This is a genomic window from Stutzerimonas frequens (assembly GCF_024448335.1).
Classification (GTDB): Bacteria; Pseudomonadota; Gammaproteobacteria; order Pseudomonadales; family Pseudomonadaceae; genus Stutzerimonas; species Stutzerimonas frequens.
Genome location: NZ_JAMOHM010000002.1, coordinates 440,359 through 461,874, shown reverse-complemented (window position 1 = coordinate 461,874; position 21,516 = coordinate 440,359). Strand labels below are relative to the sequence as shown.

The 21,516-nt window shown below is 61.1% G+C and carries 26 protein-coding genes; 16 read left to right on the top strand and 10 right to left on the bottom strand.

Features of this window, described 5'->3' with window-relative positions:
• The first annotated feature begins 63 nt into the window (after positions 1–63).
• Complete coding sequence (gene hda / locus NAO55_RS05015) at positions 64–768, top strand: DnaA regulatory inactivator Hda (protein WP_063539746.1); 705 nt, start codon at positions 64–66, stop codon at positions 766–768.
• A 48-nt stretch (positions 769–816) separates the two neighbouring features.
• On the opposite strand, the gene NAO55_RS05010 is transcribed toward hda, so the two are convergent.
• Genes NAO55_RS05010 through arsC form a run of 3 tightly spaced genes read right to left on the bottom strand, consistent with a single transcriptional unit; the run spans position 817 to position 2,175 of the window.
• Complete coding sequence (locus NAO55_RS05010; RefSeq protein WP_102840043.1) at positions 817–1,227, bottom strand: DUF2069 domain-containing protein; 411 nt, start codon at positions 1,225–1,227, stop codon at positions 817–819.
• Positions 1,220–1,825, bottom strand: a complete 606-nt coding sequence (gene wrbA / locus NAO55_RS05005) for an NAD(P)H:quinone oxidoreductase (RefSeq protein WP_102840044.1) — start codon at positions 1,823–1,825, stop codon at positions 1,220–1,222. Before wrbA ends, NAO55_RS05010 begins: the two co-directional genes overlap by 8 nt.
• Positions 1,822–2,175 (bottom strand): arsenate reductase (glutaredoxin), encoded by a 354-nt coding sequence (gene arsC, locus NAO55_RS05000; protein WP_102840045.1) that lies wholly within the window; start codon positions 2,173–2,175, stop codon positions 1,822–1,824. The genes wrbA and arsC overlap by 4 nt, the downstream gene beginning before the upstream one ends.
• Positions 2,176–2,320: 145 nt before the next feature.
• Between arsC and NAO55_RS04995 the strand changes: the two genes are divergently transcribed.
• Entirely contained in the window at positions 2,321–3,553 is a 1,233-nt protein-coding gene (locus tag NAO55_RS04995) for a virulence factor BrkB family protein (protein WP_102840046.1), read from the top strand.
• A 138-nt stretch (positions 3,554–3,691) separates the two neighbouring features.
• Entirely contained in the window at positions 3,692–3,889 is a 198-nt protein-coding gene (locus NAO55_RS04990) for a hypothetical protein (RefSeq protein WP_102840047.1), read from the top strand.
• Here NAO55_RS04990 and NAO55_RS04985 read toward each other — a convergent pair whose 3' ends face one another.
• The gene (locus NAO55_RS04985) at positions 3,890–4,282 is read right to left on the bottom strand and encodes a hypothetical protein (protein ID WP_102840048.1); all 393 of its coding nucleotides are present in this window, start codon (positions 4,280–4,282) and stop codon (positions 3,890–3,892) included. It abuts the gene before it with no gap.
• Positions 4,283–4,501: 219 nt separating this feature from the next.
• On the opposite strand from NAO55_RS04985, the gene NAO55_RS04980 reads away from it, so the two are divergent.
• The gene (locus NAO55_RS04980) at positions 4,502–4,957 is read left to right on the top strand and encodes a TlpA family protein disulfide reductase (RefSeq protein WP_102840049.1); all 456 of its coding nucleotides are present in this window, start codon (positions 4,502–4,504) and stop codon (positions 4,955–4,957) included.
• A gap of 30 nt (positions 4,958–4,987) precedes the next feature.
• Here the strand turns inward: NAO55_RS04980 and NAO55_RS04975 are convergent, their stop codons facing one another.
• The 4 genes from NAO55_RS04975 to NAO55_RS04960 all read right to left on the bottom strand — a co-directional run bounded on the left by NAO55_RS04975 (position 4,988) and on the right by NAO55_RS04960 (position 9,674).
• Positions 4,988–5,560 (bottom strand): lytic transglycosylase domain-containing protein, encoded by a 573-nt coding sequence (locus tag NAO55_RS04975; protein ID WP_102840050.1) that lies wholly within the window; start codon positions 5,558–5,560, stop codon positions 4,988–4,990.
• Positions 5,561–5,565: 5 nt separating this feature from the next.
• Entirely contained in the window at positions 5,566–6,498 is a 933-nt protein-coding gene (locus NAO55_RS04970; RefSeq protein WP_102840051.1) for a hypothetical protein, read from the bottom strand.
• Between the two features lie 9 nt (positions 6,499–6,507).
• Entirely contained in the window at positions 6,508–8,223 is a 1,716-nt protein-coding gene (locus tag NAO55_RS04965) for a proline--tRNA ligase (RefSeq protein WP_102840052.1), read from the bottom strand.
• Positions 8,224–8,378: 155 nt separating this feature from the next.
• Positions 8,379–9,674, bottom strand: coding sequence for an OprD family porin (locus NAO55_RS04960; protein ID WP_020308470.1), 1,296 nt, complete (start codon positions 9,672–9,674; stop codon positions 8,379–8,381).
• Positions 9,675–10,112: 438 nt separating this feature from the next.
• Between NAO55_RS04960 and NAO55_RS04955 the strand changes: the two genes are divergently transcribed.
• Positions 10,113–10,535: an HIT family protein gene (locus NAO55_RS04955; RefSeq protein WP_102840053.1), complete on the top strand. Its 423-nt coding sequence runs from the start codon at positions 10,113–10,115 to the stop codon at positions 10,533–10,535.
• A gap of 2 nt (positions 10,536–10,537) precedes the next feature.
• A complete protein-coding gene (locus NAO55_RS04950; RefSeq protein ID WP_049341489.1) occupies positions 10,538–10,744 on the top strand; it encodes a SlyX family protein in 207 nt (68 codons plus the stop codon).
• A gap of 45 nt (positions 10,745–10,789) precedes the next feature.
• Here the strand turns inward: NAO55_RS04950 and NAO55_RS20900 are convergent, their stop codons facing one another.
• The gene (locus NAO55_RS20900; protein ID WP_043942227.1) at positions 10,790–11,398 is read right to left on the bottom strand and encodes a cold-shock protein; all 609 of its coding nucleotides are present in this window, start codon (positions 11,396–11,398) and stop codon (positions 10,790–10,792) included.
• Positions 11,399–11,643: 245 nt separating this feature from the next.
• Positions 11,644–12,114 carry a Dps family protein gene (locus NAO55_RS04940; protein ID WP_102840054.1) on the bottom strand — a complete coding sequence of 157 codons (471 nt, stop codon included), beginning with the start codon at positions 12,112–12,114 and terminating at the stop codon, positions 11,644–11,646.
• Between the two features lie 347 nt (positions 12,115–12,461).
• On the opposite strand from NAO55_RS04940, the gene aspS reads away from it, so the two are divergent.
• The 10 genes from aspS (at position 12,462) to tolB (ending at position 21,489) form a co-directional block, all read left to right on the top strand.
• Positions 12,462–14,237, top strand: a complete 1,776-nt coding sequence (gene aspS, locus NAO55_RS04935; protein ID WP_102840055.1) for an aspartate--tRNA ligase — start codon at positions 12,462–12,464, stop codon at positions 14,235–14,237.
• A gap of 149 nt (positions 14,238–14,386) precedes the next feature.
• Positions 14,387–15,136, top strand: coding sequence for a YebC/PmpR family DNA-binding transcriptional regulator (locus NAO55_RS04930; protein WP_063539759.1), 750 nt, complete (start codon positions 14,387–14,389; stop codon positions 15,134–15,136).
• Between the two features lie 162 nt (positions 15,137–15,298).
• Complete coding sequence (ruvC, locus tag NAO55_RS04925; protein ID WP_011913913.1) at positions 15,299–15,823, top strand: crossover junction endodeoxyribonuclease RuvC; 525 nt, start codon at positions 15,299–15,301, stop codon at positions 15,821–15,823.
• 66 nt (positions 15,824–15,889) lie between these two features.
• Positions 15,890–16,495, top strand: coding sequence for a Holliday junction branch migration protein RuvA (ruvA, locus tag NAO55_RS04920; RefSeq protein WP_095460479.1), 606 nt, complete (start codon positions 15,890–15,892; stop codon positions 16,493–16,495).
• A 3-nt stretch (positions 16,496–16,498) separates the two neighbouring features.
• Positions 16,499–17,551 (top strand): Holliday junction branch migration DNA helicase RuvB, encoded by a 1,053-nt coding sequence (gene ruvB / locus NAO55_RS04915; protein ID WP_063539761.1) that lies wholly within the window; start codon positions 16,499–16,501, stop codon positions 17,549–17,551.
• Between the two features lie 51 nt (positions 17,552–17,602).
• Positions 17,603–18,046 carry a tol-pal system-associated acyl-CoA thioesterase gene (gene ybgC / locus NAO55_RS04910; protein WP_095460477.1) on the top strand — a complete coding sequence of 148 codons (444 nt, stop codon included), beginning with the start codon at positions 17,603–17,605 and terminating at the stop codon, positions 18,044–18,046.
• A gap of 2 nt (positions 18,047–18,048) precedes the next feature.
• The gene (tolQ, locus tag NAO55_RS04905) at positions 18,049–18,741 is read left to right on the top strand and encodes a protein TolQ (RefSeq protein WP_045632329.1); all 693 of its coding nucleotides are present in this window, start codon (positions 18,049–18,051) and stop codon (positions 18,739–18,741) included.
• A gap of 11 nt (positions 18,742–18,752) precedes the next feature.
• Positions 18,753–19,193 carry a protein TolR gene (gene tolR / locus NAO55_RS04900; RefSeq protein ID WP_011913908.1) on the top strand — a complete coding sequence of 147 codons (441 nt, stop codon included), beginning with the start codon at positions 18,753–18,755 and terminating at the stop codon, positions 19,191–19,193.
• The gene (tolA, locus tag NAO55_RS04895) at positions 19,193–20,191 is read left to right on the top strand and encodes a cell envelope integrity protein TolA (RefSeq protein WP_102840056.1); all 999 of its coding nucleotides are present in this window, start codon (positions 19,193–19,195) and stop codon (positions 20,189–20,191) included. The genes tolR and tolA overlap by 1 nt, the downstream gene beginning before the upstream one ends.
• Positions 20,188–21,489 carry a Tol-Pal system beta propeller repeat protein TolB gene (tolB, locus tag NAO55_RS04890; RefSeq protein WP_063539765.1) on the top strand — a complete coding sequence of 434 codons (1,302 nt, stop codon included), beginning with the start codon at positions 20,188–20,190 and terminating at the stop codon, positions 21,487–21,489. Before tolA ends, tolB begins: the two co-directional genes overlap by 4 nt.
• Positions 21,490–21,516 lie beyond the last annotated feature (27 nt).

Sequence of the window (21,516 nt, the reverse complement as noted above, 5' to 3'; positions counted from 1 at the left end):
CTATAAACTCTCGGACCTTTACGCCGAGCCCGCCGGTGCACCGGCCGAACCACCCAGCCAGCCATGAAACCCATCCAGCTTCCTCTCGGCGTCCGTCTGCGCGACGACGCCACCTTCGCCAACTTCTATCCGGGCGCCAACGCGGCTGCCTTGGGCTATGTCGAACGGTTGTGCTCGCCTGCCGCAGGGTGGTCCGATGAACTGATCTACCTCTGGGGGCAAACCGGCGTCGGTCGTAGCCATCTGCTGCAGGCGGCCTGTTTGAGGGTCGAGGAGCGCGGCGAACTGGCGGTCTATCTACCGCTGGCCGATGTCGCTGAGTACGGACCGGCCCTGCTGGACAATCTCGAGCAGAGCGAATTGGTGTGCCTGGATGATCTCGATGCCGTGGCGGGTGACGCGATCTGGGAAGAGGCCTTGTTCCATCTGTTCAACCGCCTGCGCGATGCCGGGCGGCGGCTGCTGCTGGCAGCGGATGCCTCGCCACGCGAACTGGCGGTCGAGCTGCCTGACCTCAAGTCGCGCCTGAGCCTGGCGCTGGTGTTCCAGCTGCAGCAGCTGACCGACGAGGACAAGCTGCGTGCGCTGCAGCTGCGTGCTTCGCGTCGCGGGCTCAACCTGCCGGATGATGTCGGTCGTTTCATCCTGACCCGTGGTTCGCGCAGCATGAGCGCACTTTTCGAGTTGCTCGACGAGCTGGACCAAGCCTCGCTGCAGGCGCAGCGCAAGCTGACCATTCCCTTCCTCAAGGAAACGCTTGGCTGGTAGTGCCGCTCGGGACACGAGCGCATGTCTGCATCCCGGTCGGCCCAGCGGTCAGCTTTCTCCAGCGAGCTTGCGTTCGTATTGATAGGCCCAACGGGTATACAGCAAAGCTGCGATGAACAACGTCAGGCTGATGAACGCTTCCAGCCATCCATAGACCATGCGCGCCGGGTCGATGGCGGCCAGCACGCCCTGGATGAAGTAAAGGTTGACGATGAAGCAGGTCCAGGCATGCGCTCGCGGACTGCCAGCGATCATTCCCGGGGCAACCAACAGTAATGGAATCAGCTGGATGCTCAGGACTACCCAGATGCGCGCTCCGTGAAGATCGGCAAATACCAGATTCCATACAACCAGCAGCGCAGCGAGGCCGAAGAAGCTGGCGAGGCTGATGGCCCGGCTGAGCCTGAGCCGTGGCTTGAGCCATTCCAGCGTCGGTAGGGTTTTGCGCTTCTTAGCCACGATCGGTCTCCAGCTGTTGAGCGGTGCGCGCGAGCCGTTGCCCCAGCGCGCGGCAAAGGGCGATTTCATGCTCGTCGAGCAGACGCTTGCCGTCCGCCCCTGCATGATGGCTGGCGCCGTAGGGTGTACCGCCGCCGCGGGTTTCCAGTAGGGCATTCTCGCTGTAGGGCAGACCGAGTATCAGCATGCCGTGGTGCAACAGCGGCAGCAGCATTGAGAGCAAGGTGCTTTCCTGGCCGCCGTGCAGACTGGACGTCGAGGTGAATACGCCGGCTGGCTTGCCAACCAGTTCGCCGGTGAGCCACAGGCTGCTGGTGCCATCGAGGAAGTACTTCATTGGCGCTGCCATGTTGCCGAAGCGGGTCGGGCTGCCCAGTGCAAGCCCGGCACAGTTCTTCAGATCATCGAGCGTCGCATAGAGCGCGCCGGAGTCCGGGATGCTCGGTGCGACGGCTTCGCATTCGGTGGAAACCGCCGGGACGGTGCGCAGGCGCGCCTCCATGCCGGTCAGTTCGATACCGCGTGCGATCTGTCTCGCCATTTCAGCAGTGGCGCCGTGGCGGCTGTAGTAGAGCACGAGAACGTAGGGCGCACTCACGGCAATATCTCCAGAACCTTTTCCGGCGGTCGGCCGATGATGGCCTTGTCGCCAGCGACCAGGATCGGACGCTCGATCAGCTTCGGGTGCTCGACCATCGCTGCGATCAGCTGGGCTTCCTCCAGTCCGGCATCAGCCAGTTCGAGCGTCTTGTACTCGTCTTCGCCGGTCCGCAATAGCTGCCGGGCGGTAAGTCCCAGCTTGTTCAGCAGCTCTTTGAGTTCGCTGGTCGAAAGCGGGGAATCCAGATAACGCACGATCTCGGGTTTCAGCCCGCGAGCTTCAAGGAGCTCCAGTGCAGCGCGTGATTTGGAGCAGCGCGGATTGTGATAAAGCGTGAGTTCGGTCATTTGAGGTTGCGTCTCGCCGGTTGAGGTGGCCATTCTAACCTTCAACGGGGTGCCTGCCGAAATGTGCAGCACGGGCCATTTGCAGGGACGGCATCTGTCCGCTGCGGCAAGATCTCGGGGTCGTCGTGCCTCTAAGGGAGAATGGATGCATCAGCGCATCGATAACATGCTGGAATTCGGCCGTTTCCTGGTCAGGCGTTTCCTGACGGATCGAGGGCCCCACAGTGCTGCGGCGCTGACCTATACCACGCTGTTCGCCGTGGTGCCGATGATGACGGTGACCTTCGCCATGCTCTCGGCGATTCCGGCGTTCAAGGGCGTCGGCGAACAGATCCAGTACTACATTTTCAACAACTTCATCCCATCGACCGGTGCGACCATTCAGGAATACCTCCTGGCCTTCACCAGCCAGGCACGGCAGCTGACTTGGTTCGGTGTCGGGTTTCTCATGGCCACTGCGCTGATGATGCTGCTGACGATCGAAAAGGCGTTCAATACGATCTGGCGCGTTCGGCAGCCCCGGCGTGGCGTGTCCAGCTTTCTGCTCTATTGGGCCATTCTCAGTCTCGGCCCATTGCTGCTCGGCGCCGGCTTCGCTACCAGTACATATGTCGCCTCGCTTTCATTGATCTCGGGGCCCTATGCGCTCATTGGCGTGGGCACGCTGATCAAGGTCATGCCATTGCTGCTCAGTGTCGCCGCGTTCACCCTGATCTATGCCGCCGTGCCCAATACGCGGGTGCCGCTACGTCACGCCCTGGTGGGGGGGGTCTTCACCGCGGTGCTGTTCGAAACGGCGAAGCAGCTGTTCGGTCTTTATGTCAGCTACTTTCCCAGCTATCAGTTGATCTACGGCGCGTTTGCCGCCGTTCCGCTTTTTCTGCTCTGGGTCTATCTGTCATGGATGATCGTGCTGTTCGGCGCCGAGCTGGTCTGTGGGTTGTCCTCCTCGCAGCAATGGCGCCGCCGCCCTTTGCCGCGGCTGCTGGTCATGCTGATGCTGCTGCGCACGCTGCACCAGCGTCAGCAGAAGGGCAGGGAGCTACATCTGCGTGACCTGCACCGGGCCGGCCTGCGCCTACCCGAGGACGAATGGGACGAAATCCTTGGCTTCTTCGAGCAGGAGCAGCTGGTTTGCCGCACGGGTACCGGCGGCTGGGTGCTGTGTCGAGACCTCGGGCATTACAGCCTCGATCAGCTGCTGCGCTGCAATCCCTGGCCCTTGTCGGCACGCGACGCGCTACCGGAGCAGCTCGACGAGCCCTGGTACCCGACGCTGCGTCGTTCGCTGCAGTTGCTGCAACAGGAGCAGACCAATCTGTTCGGTGGCAGCCTGGCGAACTGGTTGCAGGCCGGCGGTGACAAAAATCGTCAGTAACGGAATGATTGCGCAGTTTCCTGGGGCGCGCGGGCCGGGCGGAAGCCGGCCGCACGCCGCGTCCCGAGGCGTATCGGGCCTCGGCTCGAATACTGGCATGCTTCTGGCAGTGGATATGATGGTTGAGAGGACGGCGTGATGAACGGCAAGCGCAGCACCATTCTTTATCTGCACCAGCGAGCGCCTGACGCCGCGCTGGATGCCTTGAATCGCCTGACCGGTCTGCGTTTCACACAGTGGCCCGAATCTCTGGTCGACCGGTCGGAGGGGCGGAGCGGGCAAGAAGCAGAAGCTGTGCAAAACGTGCCGGACACGTCGAAGCAGGTGAGTGGCTGATCAGGCTTGTGCGGTAATGCGCTCAGCCGTGACGGGCTCGACGGGATGCACGAACAGTTCTTCAACGGATACGGCGACCACTGCCGAGGCCGGTCGAAGATGAATCTGCAGATCTTCGATCTTCTGCTTTACCGGTAGCCGGGCGATACCGGAGAGCAGGATCTTGCCGGCGCCATCGGTTCGACCGTGATCGATAGCCGCTTCCCGCTGCTGTTGTCCGTCGCGGTACTTGGCAACCAGCGAGACCATCAGTCCCGCCTTTCCCTGCAGCTGGAGCCAGCTGGCAACATTGAACTCAGCGATGCGACCGTCATAAGTGGTCAGCGAAATGGCTGCTTGCTCGACGATGCGCGACGGCACACTACCGATCAGTTTGTCATTGTGTTGAGACATGGCTTCGCTACTGGTTAGTCGGTGAGGTGCGGAATTATAGGCAGTCCGGTCCGGCGAAAACTGTGCACTTGAGCGATGGGCGGCGTGACGGGACTCGCAGAACAGTGAAAACGCGGCGCTTATTTGGCGTCACCGTTCGATGCCCGCAACCGGCTGCCTGATCGTGCTCGGCCGGGGAGTACGCGGTATCCTTCCGCTCATTCCGACGAGGCATCGCTCATGGTCAAACTACGTTCATCGCTTTTCATCTTCGCCTGCGTGCTGCTCGCCGCCTGTGACAGCAGTTGGGGGCCGGATCAGTACGGCAGGGAAGTGACCGCTGCCGATCTGCAGGGCAAGTGGCTGCTGATCAATTACTGGGCCGAGTGGTGCGGCCCTTGTCGTACGGAGATTCCTGAACTCAATACCCTGGCCGAGCAGGAGCGGCAGCTGGAGGTGCTCGGTGTCAATTTCGACGAGCTGCGAGGGGAGGAGCTTGCACAGGCGGCACAAACCCTTGGCATTCGCTTCAAGGTGCTGAGCGACGATCCGGCCGAGCGATTGCAGCTGTCCCGCAGCGCGGTGTTGCCGGTGAGCTATCTGGTGGATGACGAAGGGAGGGTTCGCAAGCAATTGGTTGGCGAGCAGACCGCCGAGGGCATACTCGAGCACCTCAAGCAGCTGCGCGGCGAGTAATCCGCTCAAGTGGTTCCGGCTACGAGTCGCTTACGGTTTGACGTACCAGAAGTCCTGCCAGAAGCCGATCACCTTGGCTGGATAGCGATTCTTGCCAAGGCTGCCGTTGTAGCGGGCCAGCGCTCGGTTGATGTCGCCGTTTTCCTTGCGAAGATAATAGCTCAGGATGGTGCAGCCATAGCGCAGATTGGTGGCGTTGTCGGTCAGGTTGTCCTGCGGTCGTCCGAGTTCAGCCTTCCAGAACGGCATTACCTGCATCATGCCCTGTGCGCCGACGCTGGATATGGCGAAGCGGTCGAAATGGCTTTCGGCGTGGATCAGCGCCAGAACCAGCTCCGGTTGCAGGCCGGCTTTGCTCGCTTCGCGGTGTACCAGCCTGAGCAGCGTCAGGCGTTCCCCTGCGTCTGGAACGTAGCGCTTGAGGCGGCCGGACATGTCCACCAGCCAGACTTCCGCGTCGAAGCGATCCTGAAAGCTGTCAGCCTCCGCAACGGTACGCTGCATAAGATCGCGTAGCTCGGGTTCAGGCGCCTGGCGGATGTTGGCGTTTGCCGACAACGCCAGCGCCAGAAGCAACGGCAGAACGAGCATCCGCGGGATCATCGGGTTTAGTTTCCGTCGCTGCCTTCGATCAGGCTGTCCAGAAACTGCTTCTGCAGCTCAGGGTCGTTGCGCGTCAGCTCGATCAGGCTCTGCTCCAGCTCGCTGGCTTCCTCTTCCATGCCGAGCTCGGACAGCCGTCTGACTCGATGCACCCACTGCGCCACATCGTCACCCTCGAGGTCATCGAATATGAGGTCGTGCGCCTCCTGCAGCTTGCCGCGCAGCTTGTGGCTGACCAGTAGCGTGGCGTCAGCTCGCGTACCGTCCTGCGGATCCTCTACCGATAGCTGCAGCTTGCCCACCTGAGTGACATCCTGGTCAGCGAACGATCCGTCGAGCAGGCTCAGGCGAAGTACGCCGTAGCGGTCGGTGGTCAGTTCGTGGGTCTGCGGACCGGCGACGACCCGAACCGGCCGTTCGGCCCAGGGCAGGCTGGTGTACTCGAGCCGAGCATCCCGTCGCTGCTCATCGAGGCTGGCGAGATTCTGCTGCGAGCGTCCGTTGGACTCGACGTTCATGAACGGATTGAGACCGGCGAAACCGTAGCTGATCCAGTCTCGTGTGGCGCGTTCGGGGATGTTCCCGAGCATCACTACGTTGAGCACGTTGGCGCCGACCCCGGCGACTACCGCGACGACCCCCATCGGGATTTCGTACAGCTCGCGCCAAGGCTGATAGGGCGTATAGCGATCATAACGGCGTGTGACCTCGAAATCGGTGACTTCGAAGGTTTTCTGTTCCTGCACGCGAACACGCCGCTGGGGCAGTTCGAGTACCTGTGGTTCGCCGAGCTCGATGCGCAGGCTGTGGTCGAGCAGTTTGCGTTCGGTGCGCGCTTCATGCTCGCTGCGCTGAGGCAGGTGATTGGCGCAGCCGCCAAGCAGAAGCGCCGCGCAGAGCGCGGCGCTGGTTGAAGCGACAAGATGTCGGTTGAGCATGGTTTCCGGTCAGCGATGAACACGCGAATTGATGAAGGAGAGGATATCTGAAACGGCTACCTGCTGTGGTTGGGCATCGCGGCGATGCTTGTATTCCAGCGTGCCGTCCGCCAATCCACGATCGCTGATGACGATGCGGTGCGGGATGCCGATCAGCTCCATGTCGGCGAATTTGACGCCAGGACTGGTCTTTTTGTCACGGTCGTCGAGCAGAACTTCGTAGCCGGCTGCGGTCAGCTCGGCGTAGAGGTTGTCGGTAGCTTCGCGGACCGCCTCGGTCTCGTATTTCATCGGTACCAGCGCAATCTGGAACGGTGCCAGGGCGTCCGGCCAGAGAATGCCGCGCTCGTCGTAGTTCTGCTCGATAGCCGCAGCGACCACGCGGGAAACCCCGATGCCGTAGCAGCCCATGATCAGGGTCGCCGGCTTGCCGTTCTCGCCCATGACCTGGCAGTTCATCGCTTCGCTGTACTTGGTGCCGAGCTGGAAGATATGGCCGACTTCGATGCCGCGCTTGATTACCAGGCTGCCCTTGCCGTCCGGGCTGGGGTCGCCAGAGACCACGTTGCGAAGGTCGGCGATCTGCGGCAACGGCAGGTCGCGCTCCCAGTTCAGGCCGAGATAGTGCTTGTCATCGATGTTGGCGCCGGCGGAGAAGTCGCTCATCAGTGCGACGGAGCGGTCGATCACACAAGGAATCGGCAGGTTCAGCGGGCCCAGTGAACCGGGGCCGGCGCCGATGGCGGCACGGATCTCGGCTTCCGAGGCGAATACCAGCGGACTGGCGACCTGTGCCAGATTGGCGGCCTTGATCTCGTTCAGTTCATGGTCGCCGCGCACGATCAGGGCGACCAGCTGGCCTTTCTCGACGCCGTGCACTACAAGCGTCTTGACGGTTTTCTCGACGGCCACGCCGAACTGCTCGACCAGCTCGATGATGGTCTTGGCATCCGGTGTATCGATCAGGCGCAACTCTTCGCCAGGGGCTGCGCGTTCGGTTTCGCGCGGGATGGCTTCGGCCTTCTCGATGTTGGCCGCGTAGTCGGAGGAATCGCTGAAGGCGATATCGTCCTCGCCGGATTCGGCCAGTACATGAAATTCGTGGGAGCCAGTGCCGCCGATGGAGCCAGTGTCGGCCTGCACCGGACGGAAGTTCAAGCCTAGGCGGGTGAAGATGTTGCAGTAGGCCTGATGCATCCGCTCGTAGGTTTCTTGCAGCGACTCCTGGTCCAGATGAAAGGAGTAGGCATCCTTCATCAGGAACTCGCGCCCACGCATGAGCCCGAAGCGCGGGCGGATCTCGTCGCGGAACTTGGTCTGGATCTGATAGAAATTGATTGGCAGCTGCTTGTAGCTGTTCAGCTCATTGCGCGCCAGATCGGTGATGACTTCCTCATGGGTCGGGCCGACACAGAACTCACGGTCATGGCGATCCTTCAGGCGCAGCAGCTCCGGTCCGTATTGCTCCCAGCGACCGGATTCCTGCCAAAGTTCGGCCGGCTGGATGGCGGGCATCAGGACTTCCAGCGCGCCTGCCTTGTTCATTTCCTCGCGAACGATGGCCTCGGCCTTGCGTAGCGCTCGCAGCCCCATCGGCATCCAGGTGTAGAGGCCGGACGCCAGCTTGCGGATCATTCCGGCACGCAGCATCAGCTGGTGACTGATCACCACCGCATCGGAAGGGGTTTCTTTGAGGGTCGAGAGCAGGAACTGACTGGTGCGCATGTGGCCGTTATGTCCTTGCAGAGGCTGGAATTAGGCTCGGCATTGTACGGCGCGCGTGGTGCGGCGTACAGGACAGGTACGGTCGCTTGGGCGACGGAAACGAAGAGCCCGGCTTTCGCCGGGCTCCTTTGCATCGAATGAACTGCGCGCCTGGGTTACAGGATGCTCAGCGGGTATTCGATGAAGGCGCGGATCTCGTTCAGGTCCGGGCTGCCAGCGTCACGCAGGGCGCCGTTGGAGCGGTAGATCGAGTTGCGCAGCTTCAGAGACAGATCCTTCACCGGGCCGCTCTGAACGACATACTGTACCTGGTTGAAGAATTCGCGCTCCTTGCCTTCGCCAGCACCGGTGTCGATGTTGTCGCCGTAGACGTAGGCGGTCTTCCAGAACAGTCCTGGTGCGCCAAAGCTGCTGAAGTCCAGCTCATAGCTAGCCTGCCAGGAACGCTCGTCCTTCCAGTTGAAGTCTGAGTAGTAAGAGTTGGCGACCCAGATGGAGAAACCGCCATCGCCAATGTCGTAATCGTAACCGCGGTCTCCGCTTACGCGCTGATGGGCCAGGATGAAGGCATGGGCGCCAACGGAGTACTTGGCAGCCAGGCTCCAGATGGTGTTGTCGTGCGACTCGCGATCAGCAAGTTGTGTGATATTCCCATCGTCGTCACGATCCGCGTCGGCGAATTGGACATAGTCCTTGTCATAATCGGAACGGTAGATATTGAAGTCGAAGCTCAGCGCCTGCTCGCCGCTGAACGGCATCACATAGTTGACGTTCGCATACTTCTTCTTGGCGACGTCTTCGTTGTCAGCGTAGTACAGCGATGCGCTCAGGTTCTCGTTGAATGCATATGTGCCGCCGACAACGTTGATGCTCTTCAGGCCGACGTCGTCGCGGCTCGACGAAGGCATGGAGCTGTCGGCCGTGAAGCGGCCGGCGTTCAGTTCCAAGCCTTCGATTTCGTTGCTAGTGATCAGCGTGCCGGTAAACGACTCGGGCAGCAGGCGGGAGTCGTCGTACGTGAGCACGGGCATCATCGGCATCTGATTGCCGTATTTGAGGACGGTGTTGGATACCTGGAACTTGATGGCTGCGCCGGCTTGCGACAGGTCGCGCTCGGGGTCGCCATTGGAGTCGCGCTCGAACATGGCGCCATAGTTGTAACCACGACCGCCATCCAGGCGTACGCCCAGGATGCCGTAGGCATCTACGCCGACGCCGATGGTGCCTTGAGTGAAGCCGGATTCGAACGTGGTGATGAAGCCTTGGCCCCAGCTGCGTACGTCGTCAGCGCCGTCCTTGTAATCGCGGTTGTAGTAGGTATTGCGCAGCAACAGGTCCAAGCTCGCGTCTTCCACGAACCCCTTGGACTCCGATTGCTGGCTGGCCAATGCCATCTGGGAGGTGCCCGCCGCTACGGCCAGGGCGATTACGCTCCACTTCATCACTTTCATTGTGATTGCTCCTTTGGTTTGAATTTGGTGCTTGCCCGTCCGCGGTGAGCGGAAAGGGTGCAACTTCTTAGTCCCGCATCAGGCTTTAGCCAGTTATGGCCGCTGTTCGCGAAAAGCCATCCAGAGAATGTACTGTGTAGCCCTAGTGCAGCGCTAGAGCAAGCTGTGTGACGCCTATTGCGGCGTTTTGAAGCCCTTGCAGCGCCTGCTACCTGCTCTTCTGCAAAAAGCGCACCCAAATGCATTTTCGAGGCTTTTGCGACGCTTCATGGCATCCAGTTAAGCGCTGTTGCACCTTCAGGGGGCGCGTTCTGATGGTGCGGCCCCATCTTCGCGCAGACAGGTCAGGGTTGTTAGCTTTCCTGTCTGGAGTATGCTTCTGAGTGTTCGGGTAGTGCAGTCCCGCACTGCTTCACAATCAGGTCGAAGGGGAGTGTCATGTTCGTTCTCGATTCACGTTTGGAGCAGGACACCCTGCCGCTCGGGGACTTCTCGCTGTGCCGGCTGCTGTTGATGAACGATGCTCATTATCTGTGGTTCATTCTGGTTCCGCGGCGCGAGGAGATAAGCGAGTTGTTTCAGCTCGATCCGGTCGACCAGCAGGCGCTGTGGCGAGAAACCACCGCGCTGGCCGAAACCGTCAAGGATACCTTCGGTGCGGACAAAATGAATGTCGCCGCGCTCGGTAATGTAGTTGCACAACTACATATGCACATCATCGCCAGGCGTCGGGACGATGCGGCCTGGCCGGCGCCTGTTTGGGGCAAGCAGCCGGTGCAGCCCTATACCGAGGGTCAGGTAGCGGCGATCAAGGAAAAGCTGCGGTTGGTACTTACCGGCGATTTTCGTTTCGAGGAATGATGATGGATCTGGAGTCTCGTGTAACAGACCTGGAGGCGCGGTTGGCCTTTCAGGATGACACCATTCAGACGCTCAACGATGTGCTGGTCGAGCAGCAGCGACTAGTGGAGCGTCTGCAACTTCAGTTGAGTGCGCTGGCGAGACGGCAGGAGGAAATGCAGAGCTCGCTGGATGCGGGCGAAGATGAGGCGCCGCCGCCTCACTATTAATTATTGCGAGCGAGATTGGCCGGTCTCGCTCGCTGCTGGACCGTCTCAGCGGGCCGAATCTACGGTGACGACATCCTCGGCCTGCAGGCCTTTGTCACGCATCATGATGGTGAATTCCACGCGCTGACCTTCCACGAGAATGCGGTGGCCCTCGCCGCGAATTGCGCGGAAGTGGACGAATACGTCGTCACCGCTATCCCGGGAAATAAAGCCGAATCCCTTCGATGTGTTGAACCACTTCACGGTGCCCGATTCGCGCCCGGCTGCAGGCAGGGGGCTCGCTTTCTGGTGCGCGGGTTTTACCTTTGTCGGGCGTTCCTGAGGCGTGGCAAGGTGAAGCAGGACGGCAATCAGGGCGAGCAAGAGGCTGGCTAGGGTGGCCGGCTGGCCTGCGATCTGCGACAAGGGGGCGAGCAGGATGGTTGCTTGCAGGGCAATGGCGACCAGTAGGAGTGTAGATGTGGCGATGATGACCGGGCGGGTTCGGCTGTCGTCCAGTTTGGCAGAAGGAGCGAACTGCGCGTTCAGCAGGCCGAGCATCAGCAGGCACAAGGCTTCGGGCTGCAGGAGAAGCGGCATTCCGCCGCGTAGACTGGGTACAAATGACAAAAGCAGGGCAATGACGCCCGCTAGGACATGAACGATCTTAAGCATTCTTGGTATGGCTCACGGTTAATAACACGACAGGAAGAAGCCGCAGGCCAGGATGCTCGTGGTAAACGTTGTTCGCTCAGGGCTGAAACTGCTCTGGAGGAACCGCTCGGGCTGGCTTGCAGCGCGGCGTATTTAACAGCAAAGGCGAAGGGGGCTCAAATGAGCGTGCGGCGCGGGGCTGCGTCGTATAGAGAGCGCATGTCGGATGTGGGGACAGGGCACGCAGGTGCCCTGCCGCGGGAATATTATGCCGACAGTAGGCTGCGAAGCATCCAGGCCGTCTTTTCGTGGCTTTGCATGCGCTGGGTCAGCAGGTCCGCGGTGGGCTCGTCATTCACCTTGTCCAGCAGCGGGAAAATGCCTCGAGCGGTGCGGACTACCGCTTCCTGGCCTTCAACCAGCAGTTTGATCATTTCCTCGGCCGACGGAACGCCTTCCTCTTCCTTGATCGAACTCAGGCGGGCGTAGGCGGCATAGGTGCCGGGCGCCGGAAAGCCGAGGGTGCGGATGCGCTCGGCGATATCGTCGACCGCGATAGCCAGTTCGGTGTACTGGGCCTCGAACATGGTATGAAGCGTGTTGAACATCGGCCCCGTCACGTTCCAGTGAAAGTTATGGGTCTTCAGGTAAAGCGTGTAGGTGTCGGCAAGCAGGCGGGACAGCCCTTCGGCGATAGCTGCACGATCCTGTTCGGCGATGCCAATGTTGATTTCCATGTGTTTCTCCTGGTGGATGGTTCAGGCCTTAGTTATGCCAGAAAACGACGCGCTGTTGTGAAGCGATAGGTTTCTGGTCCGATGCTCATGGTTGGAAGGCGTCGACCGATTCTGGGTTCCATGACCGGGCCTGATGGGCTGCCGGTGAGGGCAACGGCTGCGCCGCGGTGATTATGTCGATATAATCCCGCGCTTGTGCCTGGCAGCATCAGCATGTGCTGCAGCGCCTGGCGCCCTAGGCGGTATCGCATACGGTACAGCCGCTTGCGCAGAGCAGTGACGGCGCCATTAGCCGGTCCCAGCTCTGGCGCCCCATCGAATTCAAGATACGAGAAGCGAACTCCACCATGATGCGCAGTCACTATTGCGGCCAGTTGAACGAAAGCCTGGACGGTCAGGAAATCACTCTTTGCGGCTGGGTACACCGCCGTCGTGACCATGGCGGGGTGATCTTCCTCGACGTTCGCGATCGTGAGGGTCTGGCCCAGGTGGTCTTCGATCCGGATCGCGCCGAGACCTTCGCCGCGGCTGACCGCGTGCGCAGCGAGTACGTGATCAAGGTGACCGGCAAGGTGCGCTTGCGTCCGGCCGGTGCGGTGAACCCGAACATCGCTTCCGGCGCCATCGAGGTGTTGGGTTACGAGCTGGAAGTGCTGAACGATGCGGAGACTCCGCCGTTCCCGCTCAACGAGTACAGCGATGTCGGTGAAGAAACTCGTCTGCGCTACCGCTTCATTGACCTGCGTCGCCCGGAGATGGCCGAGAAGCTGAAGCTGCGCTCGCGCATCACCGCCAGCATCCGTCGCTACCTCGACGAGAACGGCTTCCTCGATGTCGAAACGCCGATCCTCGGCCGCCCGACGCCCGAGGGTGCTCGCGACTATCTGGTGCCGAGCCGTACCCACGCCGGCAACTTCTTCGCCCTGCCGCAATCGCCGCAGCTGTTCAAGCAGCTGCTCATGGTGGCCGGCTTCGATCGCTACTATCAGATCGCCAAGTGTTTCCGCGACGAAGATCTGCGTGCCGATCGTCAGCCCGAGTTCACCCAGATCGATATCGAGACCAGCTTCCTCGACGAGGCGGACATCATCGGTATCACCGAAGGGATGATCCGCAAGCTGTTCAAGGAAGTGCTGGATCTGGAATTCGGCGAATTCCCGCACATGCCGTTCGAAGAGGCCATGCGCCGCTATGGCTCGGACAAGCCGGACCTGCGCATCCCGCTCGAGCTGGTGGATGTTGCCGATCAGCTCAGTGCAGTCGAGTTCAAGGTATTCTCCGGTCCGGCCAATGATCCGAAAGGTCGCGTGGCCGCCCTTCGGGTGCCGGGTGCCGCAAGCATGCCGCGCAGCCAGATCGACGACTACACCAAGTTCGTCGGCATCTACGGTGCCAAGGGCCTGGCCTACATCAAGGTCAATGAGCGCGCCAAGGGCGTCGAGGGCCTGCAGTCGCCGATCGTCAAGTTCATCCCGGAAGACAACCTCAACGTGATCCTCGATCGCGTCGGCGCGGTCGATGGCGATATCGTCTTCTTTGGTGCCGACAAGGCCAAGGTCGTCTCCGAGGCGCTGGGCGCGCTGCGCATCAAGCTCGGCCATGACCTCAAGCTGCTGACCTGCGACTGGGCGCCGCTGTGGGTGGTCGACTTCCCGATGTTCGAGGAGAACGACGACGGCTCTCTGTCCGCGTTGCATCATCCGTTCACGGCGCCGAAGTGCTCGCCGCAGGAGCTGGAAGCCAACCCCAGCGCTGCGCTGTCGCGCGCCTACGACATGGTGCTCAATGGTACCGAGTTGGGTGGCGGCTCGATCCGTATCCACCGCAAGGAAATGCAGCAGGCGGTATTCCGCATTCTCGGCATCGACGAGGCCGAGCAGGAAGAGAAGTTCGGCTTCCTGCTCGATGCGCTGAAGTTCGGTGCGCCGCCGCATGGCGGTCTGGCCTTCGGCCTGGATCGTCTTGTCATGCTGATGACCGGCGCGCAGTCGATTCGCGAAGTCATCGCCTTCCCGAAAACCCAGAGTGCTGCGGACGTCATGACCCAGGCGCCGGGTGCGGTGGACAACAAGGCATTGCGCGACCTGCACATCCGTCTGCGCGAGCAGCCAAAGGCGGAATAAGCGCTACCCGAAGCCTGGTCATGCCAGGCTTCTTCGTCTTGCGGCTCCGGCCGTGCAGACGTTACGGCGATAGCCGTTCCCGGCCAGCGATACAGCGGCGGGCGTAATGGCTATCGGATTTCTGATTCAGTCGAAGAATGGAGTGAGTTATGGCTGGTCATTCCAAATGGGCCAATATCAAGCACCGCAAAGAGCGCCAGGACGCCAAGCGGGGCAAGATCTTCACCAAGCTGATCCGCGAACTGACCGTGGCGGCCAAGCACGGTGGCGGTGTGCCGGCGGATAATCCGCGCCTGCGCCTGGCTGTGGACAAGGCGCTGACGGCCAACATGTCGCGCGACGTCATCGATCGCGCAATCGCTCGCGGTGCCGGCTCGAACGAAGCCGACAACATGACCGAGCTGAGCTACGAGGGATACGCACCGAGTGGTGTGGCAATCATCATCGAGGCCATGACCGACAACCGCAACCGTACCGCTGCCGAAGTGCGCCATGCCTTTAGCAAGAACGGTGGCAACCTCGGTACCGACGGTTCGGTGGCCTACATGTTCGATCGCAAGGGTCAGATCAGCTATGCGCCGGGTGTCGACGAGGACGCGCTGATGGAAGCGGCGCTGGAAGCCGGTGCCGACGACGTGGTCGCGCAGGAAGACGGCTCGGTCGAGGTCTATACCAGCTTTTCCGACTTCCTTTCGGTCAACGAGGCACTGACCGAGGCCGGCTTCAAGGGTGACGAGGCGGAGGTGGCGATGATCCCGTCGATCACGGCGCCGATCACCGATGTCGAGACCGCGCAGAAGGTTCTGCGCCTGATCGATGCGCTGGAAGATCTGGATGACGTGCAGAACGTTTATCACAACGCCGAAATTTCCGACGAGATCATGCAGCAATTGGGCTGAGTCGCATCGGCGAATGAAAACCGGAGGTCGCAGCCGCACTTCCGGTTTTTTTATGGTCCGGGGCAATGCCAGTCGAGCATCTGGATGTGATGCCGCCGGTGGCGTCGCGGCAGGTGCCTCCGTATACTCGCCACTGGATAAATAGACAGCACGGCCAAGGGCATGACGCTGATTTTGGGTATCGATCCCGGCTCTCGGATTACCGGTTACGGCGTCGTGCGCGACACCGGCCGCGGTTGCGAGTACGTCGCCTCGGGCTGCATTCGAACGGGTAGTGGAGAGCTGTCTGAGCGCTTGCGTGCCGTGTTTAGTGGGGTGAGCGAGGTGATTCGCACCTACGGGCCGGTGACCATGGGCATCGAGCAGGTGTTCATGGCCCGTAATGCCGATTCGGCGCTCAAGCTGGGTCAGGCCCGGGGTGCTGCCATCGTTGCGGGAGCCGAGGCGGGCCTGCAGATCGCCGAGTACACTGCGACGCAGGTCAAACAGGCCATCGCCGGCACTGGCGGCGCGGACAAACAGCAGGTGCAGATGATGGTCATGCACCTGCTCAAGCTGCTGGAGAAGCCGCAGATCGATGCGTCGGACGCCTTGGCCATTGCCCTGTGCCATGCGCACCACCGGCAAAGCCTGGTCCCGCACGGGTTGATCGGTGCCAAGCGGCGAGGCGGGCGGCTGCGGCTGTAGCCGTATTTTGCTGGCGGGAATAATTCGATGGCTTCGGCACTCGCCGAAGTCGTGGAGGAAACGAGTTTGATCGGACGATTGCGCGGCACCTTGGCGGAGAAGCAACCGCCCCACATGATTCTCGACGTCAACGGCATCGGCTATGAAGTCGAAGTCCCTATGACCACTCTGTATCGCCTGCCGGCGGTCGGCGAGCCAGTGACCCTGCACACCCATCTGGTGGTGCGCGAGGATGCGCAGCTGCTTTACGGGTTCGCCGAGAAGCGCGAGCGTGAGCTGTTCCGCGAGCTGATCCGTTTGAATGGGGTCGGACCCAAGCTGGCGTTGGCGTTGATGTCGGGGTTGGAAGTCGACGAGCTGGTGCGTTGCGTCCAGGCGCAGGATACCTCGGTGCTGGTGCGCATTCCTGGCGTAGGCAAGAAGACCGCCGAGCGACTGCTGGTCGAACTGAAGGACCGTTTCAAGGCCTGGGAAAGCATGCCGGCAATTGCCCCGTTGGTAGTTGAACCTGGCAGCAAAACGGCAGTCTCAAGCGCCGAGAATGATGCGGTCAGCGCTTTGATCTCCCTGGGCTTCAAACCTCAGGAGGCCAGCCGGGCAGTGTCCGCCATACAGGAAGAGAATTTGAGCAGTGAAGAAATGATCCGCCGCGCCCTCAAGGGCATGGTGTAAATCATGATCGAAGCGGATCGTATCGTCACGGCCAGCAGTCGCGAGCGCGATGAGCAGCTGGATCGCGCCATTCGCCCCCTGAGGCTGGCGGAATACATCGGTCAGCCGGTGGTCCGCGAACAGATGGACCTGTTCATTCGTGCCGCAAAGGGGCGTCAGGAAGCGCTCGACCATACCCTGATCTTCGGCCCGCCAGGGCTGGGCAAGACCACCTTGGCGAACATCATCGCCGAAGAAATGGGTGTGTCGATCAAGAGCACTTCGGGCCCCGTCCTCGAGCGACCGGGCGATCTCGCTGCGCTGCTGACCAACCTCGAAGCCGGCGATGTGCTGTTCGTCGACGAGATCCATCGCCTCTCGCCGATCGTCGAAGAGGTGCTGTACCCGGCGATGGAAGACTTTCAGCTGGACATCATGATCGGCGAGGGGCCGGCGGCGCGTTCGATCAAGCTCGATCTGCCGCCTTTCACCCTGGTCGGCGCCACGACCCGTGCCGGCATGCTGACCAACCCACTGCGCGACCGCTTCGGTATCGTCCAGCGCCTGGAGTTCTACTCCACCGAGGATCTGGCGACGATCGTCAGCCGGTCGGCCGGTATCCTCGGCCTGCCCACCGAGCCGGAGGGCGCTTTCGAAATCGCCCGTCGTGCGCGCGGCACGCCGCGGATCGCCAATCGCCTGCTGCGCCGTGTCCGCGATTTCGCCCAGGTGCGCGGCAAGGGCGAGATCACCCGGCAGATCGCTGACCTTGCGCTGAACATGCTGGATGTCGACGAGCGCGGGTTCGATCATCAGGACCGGCGCCTGCTGCTGACGCTGATCGAGAAGTTCGACGGCGGTCCGGTGGGCATCGACAGCCTTGCTGCGGCAATCAGCGAGGAGCGACACACCATCGAGGATGTGCTCGAGCCGTACCTGATCCAGCAGGGCTACATCATGCGCACCCCGCGCGGTCGCGTAGTGACACGCCATGCCTACCTGCACTTCGGCCTCAATCTGCCCAAACGCATGAATGAGACGCCGACGCCGGACTTGTTCGACGGCGACATGGTTTGAAGAAAATATTGTTCTGTTACCCGATTGGCATTTACAGGGCCGAGCACTAGTATGCGCGCGCAAGCCGGAGCTGAAATCTTCACCCACCGCTGTCGAGTCTATTACGAGGACACCGATGCGGGCGGTATCGTCTATTACGTCAACTACCTCAAATTCATGGAGCGAGCTCGTACCGAGCGGTTGCGCAGCCTGGGATTCGCCCAGTCGCAGCTTGTCGGTGAGGACTTGCTGTTCGTCGTGCATTCTGTCGAGGCGCGTTATCGAGCGCCGGCGCGCCTGGATGACGAGCTGCTGGTGAGCGCCGAGGTGGTCGAGCTTAACCGTGCCAGCCTGCGTTTCCGTCAGCAGGTCCGGCGTGCGGTCGATGATGTTCTGCTGTGTGAAGGGCAGGTCCTGGTGGCCTGTGTACGTGCCGAAAGTTTGAAACCCCGAGCCATCCCCGAAGCGCTTCGTGCTGCCTTCGCCGGCTCGGGTCTATCCCCTGCAGGAGAGTAAGCGTGGAAGCCAACGTCGATCATATGTCCATGTGGAGCCTGATCAGCAATGCCAGCTTCGTGGTCCAGCTGGTCATGCTGATCCTGGTGGCCGCTTCGGTGACCTCATGGATCCTGATTTTCCAGCGCGGCAACATGCTGCGCGCTGCGAAGCGATCGCTGGACGCCTTCGAAGAGCGCTTTTGGTCGGGCATCGACCTGTCCAAGCTGTATCGCCAGGCTGGCAGCAATCCCGACCCCGATTCGGGTGTCGAGCAGATCTTTCGTGCCGGTTTCAAGGAGTTCTCGCGCCTGCGCCAGCAGCAGGGCGTAGACCCGGATGCCGTGATGGATGGTGTCAACCGCGCCATGCGTGTCGCCATTTCCCGCGAAGAGGAAAAACTCGAACAGAGCCTGCCGTTCCTTGCCACTGTCGGCTCCACCAGCCCCTACATCGGTCTGTTCGGTACCGTCTGGGGCATCATGAATTCCTTCCGTGGTTTGGCTCAGGTGCAGCAGGCGACGCTGGCCACTGTCGCGCCCGGTATCGCCGAAGCCCTGATCGCCACGGCAATCGGTCTGTTCGCTGCGATTCCGGCGGTCATTGCCTACAACCGCTTCTCGGCTCGTGGCGAGATGCTCATCGGTCGTTACTACACCTTCGCCGATGAGTTCCAGGCCATCCTGCATCGCAAAGTTCACACCACCGAAGACTGAGGCCCACGGCCATGGCCAGAATCCGCAACAGACGCAAGCCCGTCGCCGAAATGAACGTGGTGCCCTACATCGACGTGATGCTGGTGCTGCTGGTCATCTTCATGGTGACGGCGCCAATGCTCAATCAGGGCGTCAAGGTCGATCTGCCCAAGGTCAGCAGCGAGGCCTTGCCGCAGGACAACGACAAGCAGGTGCTGACCATCTCCATCAAGGCCGACAAGACCTATTACTGGAACGTCGGCAGCGAAGTCGATACCGAGAGCAAGGGTAACGAAGCGGTTGCGCTGGAAGACATGACTCGCGCGGTCGTGGCGATCATGCGTCAGCGTCCGGATACCCAGGTGTTCATTCGTGGAGACCGCGCCGTCGATTACGGTGCGGTGATGGCTGCCATGGGTGGTTTGCAGGAGGCCGGCGTGGGTAACGTCGGCCTGATCACCGAGGCACCTTGATGCAGCAGCGCGACTCTTCGTCCTCGCAGCGCTATTTCTGGCCGACCGTGCTTGCGGTCGGCCTGCATGTCATCATCTTCGGCATGCTGTTCGTCAGCTTTTCCATGACGCCCGAGCTGCCGCCATCCAAGCCGATCGTGCAGGCAACGCTTTATCAGCTGAAGTCCCAGAGCCAGGCGACCACGCAGACCAACCAGAAGATTGCCGGCGAGGCGAAGAAGACGGCTGCCAAACAGTACGAAGCCGAGCAGATGGAGCAGCGCAAGGTCGAGCAGGAAAAGCAGGCGGCCGCTCGCGCTGCGGAACAAAAGAAGGCCGAGGAGGCTCGAAAGGCCCAGGCGGCGAAAGCAGCGGCCGAAAAGGTGGCTGCGGCGAAGAAGGCCGAAGCGGCCAAGAAAGCCGAGCAGCAAAAGCAGGTCGAGATTGCCAAGAAAAAGGCTGCCGAGGAGGCCTCCAAGAAAAAAGCCGCTGAAGAGGCGAAGAGAAAGGCTGCCGAAGAAGCGAAGAAGAAGGCTGCGGAAGAGGCCAAGAAAAAGGCAGCAGCCGAGGCGGCCAAGAAAAAAGCCGCGGAAGAGGCGAAGAAACAGGCTGCGGCCGAGGCGGCGCGCAAGGCTGCAGAAGACAAGAAGGCGCAGGCGCTTGCCGAGCTGCTGTCGGATACTACCGAGCGCCAGCAGGCATTGGCCGATACGCAAGGCGATCAGGTCGCAGGCAACTTCGATGACCTGATTCGGTTGCGCGCAGCCGAAGGTTGGACCCGTCCGCCGTCGGCACGCAACAACATGACTGTTCAGCTGCAGGTCAACATGCTGCCCGATGGCACCATCACTAACGTCAGTGTTTCGCGCTCGAGCGGGGACGTGCCGTTTGACAACTCCGCGGTCGCCGCGGTGAAGAACATCGGCAGGTTGACTGAGATGCAAGGGCTCAGCCCGCAGGAATTCCAACCCTACCGATCATTCAAAATGACATTCACGCCTGAGGATCTTGCGTTGTGATCAACTCCCTACGAGGTCTACTTGTCCTGTTGTGCTGCCTGGCAGGCATGGCAGTGGCGCAGGAGAAAAACATCGTCGTGACCAGTGGTGCCGATCGGGCGATTCCGATCGCCGTGGTTCCGTTCGGCTGGCAAGGTGGAACCGTCTTGCCGGAAGACATGGCTGAGATCATCGGCAACGACCTGCGTAATTCCGGCACCTTCCAGCCGATACCGCGGCAGAACATGATCAGCATGCCGAGTCGCGGTAGCGAGATCATCTATCGCGACTGGAAAGCGCTTGGGGCGCAATACGTGATGGTCGGCAACATCGAGCCGGCGGGTGGACGTTTGCAGGTTCGCTACGAAGTGTTCAACGTAGCCACCGAGCAGCAGGTCATGAGCGGGACGGTTGGTGGTGCCACCGACCAGCTGCGCGACATGGCGCATCACGCTGCGGATCAGGCCTTCGAGAAGCTGACCGGCATCAAGGGCGCATTTTCCACTCGTCTGTTGTATGTGACGGTCGAGAGGCTGGGTGGGGCGAACACTCGCTATACCTTGCAGCGCTCCGACTACGACGGCGCGCGAGCGGTGACGCTGCTGCAATCGCGCGAGCCGATTCTTTCGCCGCGTTATTCCCCGGACGGTCGTCGTATCGCTTATGTGTCCTTCGAGCAGAAGCGCCCGCGTATTTTCGTGCAGCACATCGATACCGGTCGGCGCGAGCAGATCACCAACTTCGAAGGCCTGAATGGCGCGCCGGCGTTCTCTCCGGACGGCAACCGTCTGGCGTTCGTGCTCTCGAAAGACGGCAATCCCGAAGTTTATGTGATGGATCTGGGCTCCCGCCAACTGCAGCGCCTGACCAATCATTATGCGATCGACACCGAACCGTTCTGGGGAGCTGACGGTCAGACCATTTACTTCACGTCCGATCGCGCCGGAAAGCCGCAGGTCTACAAGCAACGGTTGGGTAGCAATTCGGCCGAGCGCGTGACGTTTGTTGGCAACTACAACGCCAATCCGAAATTGTCGGCTGACGAGAAAACGCTGGTCATGATCCATCGCCAGGACGGTTACACCAATTTCAAGGTCGCTGCGCAGGACCTGCAGCGCGGCAATCTGCGCATACTCTCGGACACCAGTCTGGATGAGTCGCCCACTGTTGCGCCTAATGGCACCATGCTAATCTACGCCACCCGCCAGCAGGGCCGGGGAGTCTTGATGCTCGTGTCCATCAATGGACGCGTTAGGCTCCCGCTTCCTACTGCTCAGGGCGAAGTCCGTGAGCCGTCCTGGTCCCCTTACCTGAACTGATGCGGTATCAACGCTTTTAACCAAAAC

Bases quoted from the DNA above. Each gene is read 5' to 3' on its own strand.
- NAO55_RS04980 (WP_102840049.1), top strand. From the start codon at position 4,502: ATGGTCAAACTACGTTCATCGCTTTTCATCTTCGCCTGCGTGCTGCTC.
- tolR (WP_011913908.1), top strand. From the start codon at position 18,753: ATGGCCAGAATCCGCAACAGACGCAAGCCCGTCGCCGAAATGAACGTG.
- NAO55_RS04970 (WP_102840051.1), bottom strand. From the start codon at position 6,498: ATGCTCAACCGACATCTTGTCGCTTCAACCAGCGCCGCGCTCTGCGCG.
- NAO55_RS04990 (WP_102840047.1), top strand. From the start codon at position 3,692: ATGAACGGCAAGCGCAGCACCATTCTTTATCTGCACCAGCGAGCGCCT.
- ybgC (WP_095460477.1), top strand. From the start codon at position 17,603: ATGCGCGCGCAAGCCGGAGCTGAAATCTTCACCCACCGCTGTCGAGTC.
- NAO55_RS20900 (WP_043942227.1), bottom strand. From the start codon at position 11,398: ATGCTTAAGATCGTTCATGTCCTAGCGGGCGTCATTGCCCTGCTTTTG.
- ruvC (WP_011913913.1), top strand. From the start codon at position 15,299: ATGACGCTGATTTTGGGTATCGATCCCGGCTCTCGGATTACCGGTTAC.
- aspS (WP_102840055.1), top strand. From the start codon at position 12,462: ATGATGCGCAGTCACTATTGCGGCCAGTTGAACGAAAGCCTGGACGGT.
- NAO55_RS04965 (WP_102840052.1), bottom strand. From the start codon at position 8,223: ATGCGCACCAGTCAGTTCCTGCTCTCGACCCTCAAAGAAACCCCTTCC.
- NAO55_RS04950 (WP_049341489.1), top strand. From the start codon at position 10,538: ATGGATCTGGAGTCTCGTGTAACAGACCTGGAGGCGCGGTTGGCCTTT.
- tolA (WP_102840056.1), top strand. From the start codon at position 19,193: ATGCAGCAGCGCGACTCTTCGTCCTCGCAGCGCTATTTCTGGCCGACC.
- NAO55_RS04940 (WP_102840054.1), bottom strand. From the start codon at position 12,114: ATGGAAATCAACATTGGCATCGCCGAACAGGATCGTGCAGCTATCGCC.
- ruvB (WP_063539761.1), top strand. From the start codon at position 16,499: ATGATCGAAGCGGATCGTATCGTCACGGCCAGCAGTCGCGAGCGCGAT.
- NAO55_RS04975 (WP_102840050.1), bottom strand. From the start codon at position 5,560: ATGATCCCGCGGATGCTCGTTCTGCCGTTGCTTCTGGCGCTGGCGTTG.
- NAO55_RS04955 (WP_102840053.1), top strand. From the start codon at position 10,113: ATGTTCGTTCTCGATTCACGTTTGGAGCAGGACACCCTGCCGCTCGGG.
- arsC (WP_102840045.1), bottom strand. From the start codon at position 2,175: ATGACCGAACTCACGCTTTATCACAATCCGCGCTGCTCCAAATCACGC.
- NAO55_RS04995 (WP_102840046.1), top strand. From the start codon at position 2,321: ATGCATCAGCGCATCGATAACATGCTGGAATTCGGCCGTTTCCTGGTC.
- NAO55_RS04985 (WP_102840048.1), bottom strand. From the start codon at position 4,282: ATGTCTCAACACAATGACAAACTGATCGGTAGTGTGCCGTCGCGCATC.
- NAO55_RS04960 (WP_020308470.1), bottom strand. From the start codon at position 9,674: ATGAAAGTGATGAAGTGGAGCGTAATCGCCCTGGCCGTAGCGGCGGGC.
- NAO55_RS04930 (WP_063539759.1), top strand. From the start codon at position 14,387: ATGGCTGGTCATTCCAAATGGGCCAATATCAAGCACCGCAAAGAGCGC.
- hda (WP_063539746.1), top strand. From the start codon at position 64: ATGAAACCCATCCAGCTTCCTCTCGGCGTCCGTCTGCGCGACGACGCC.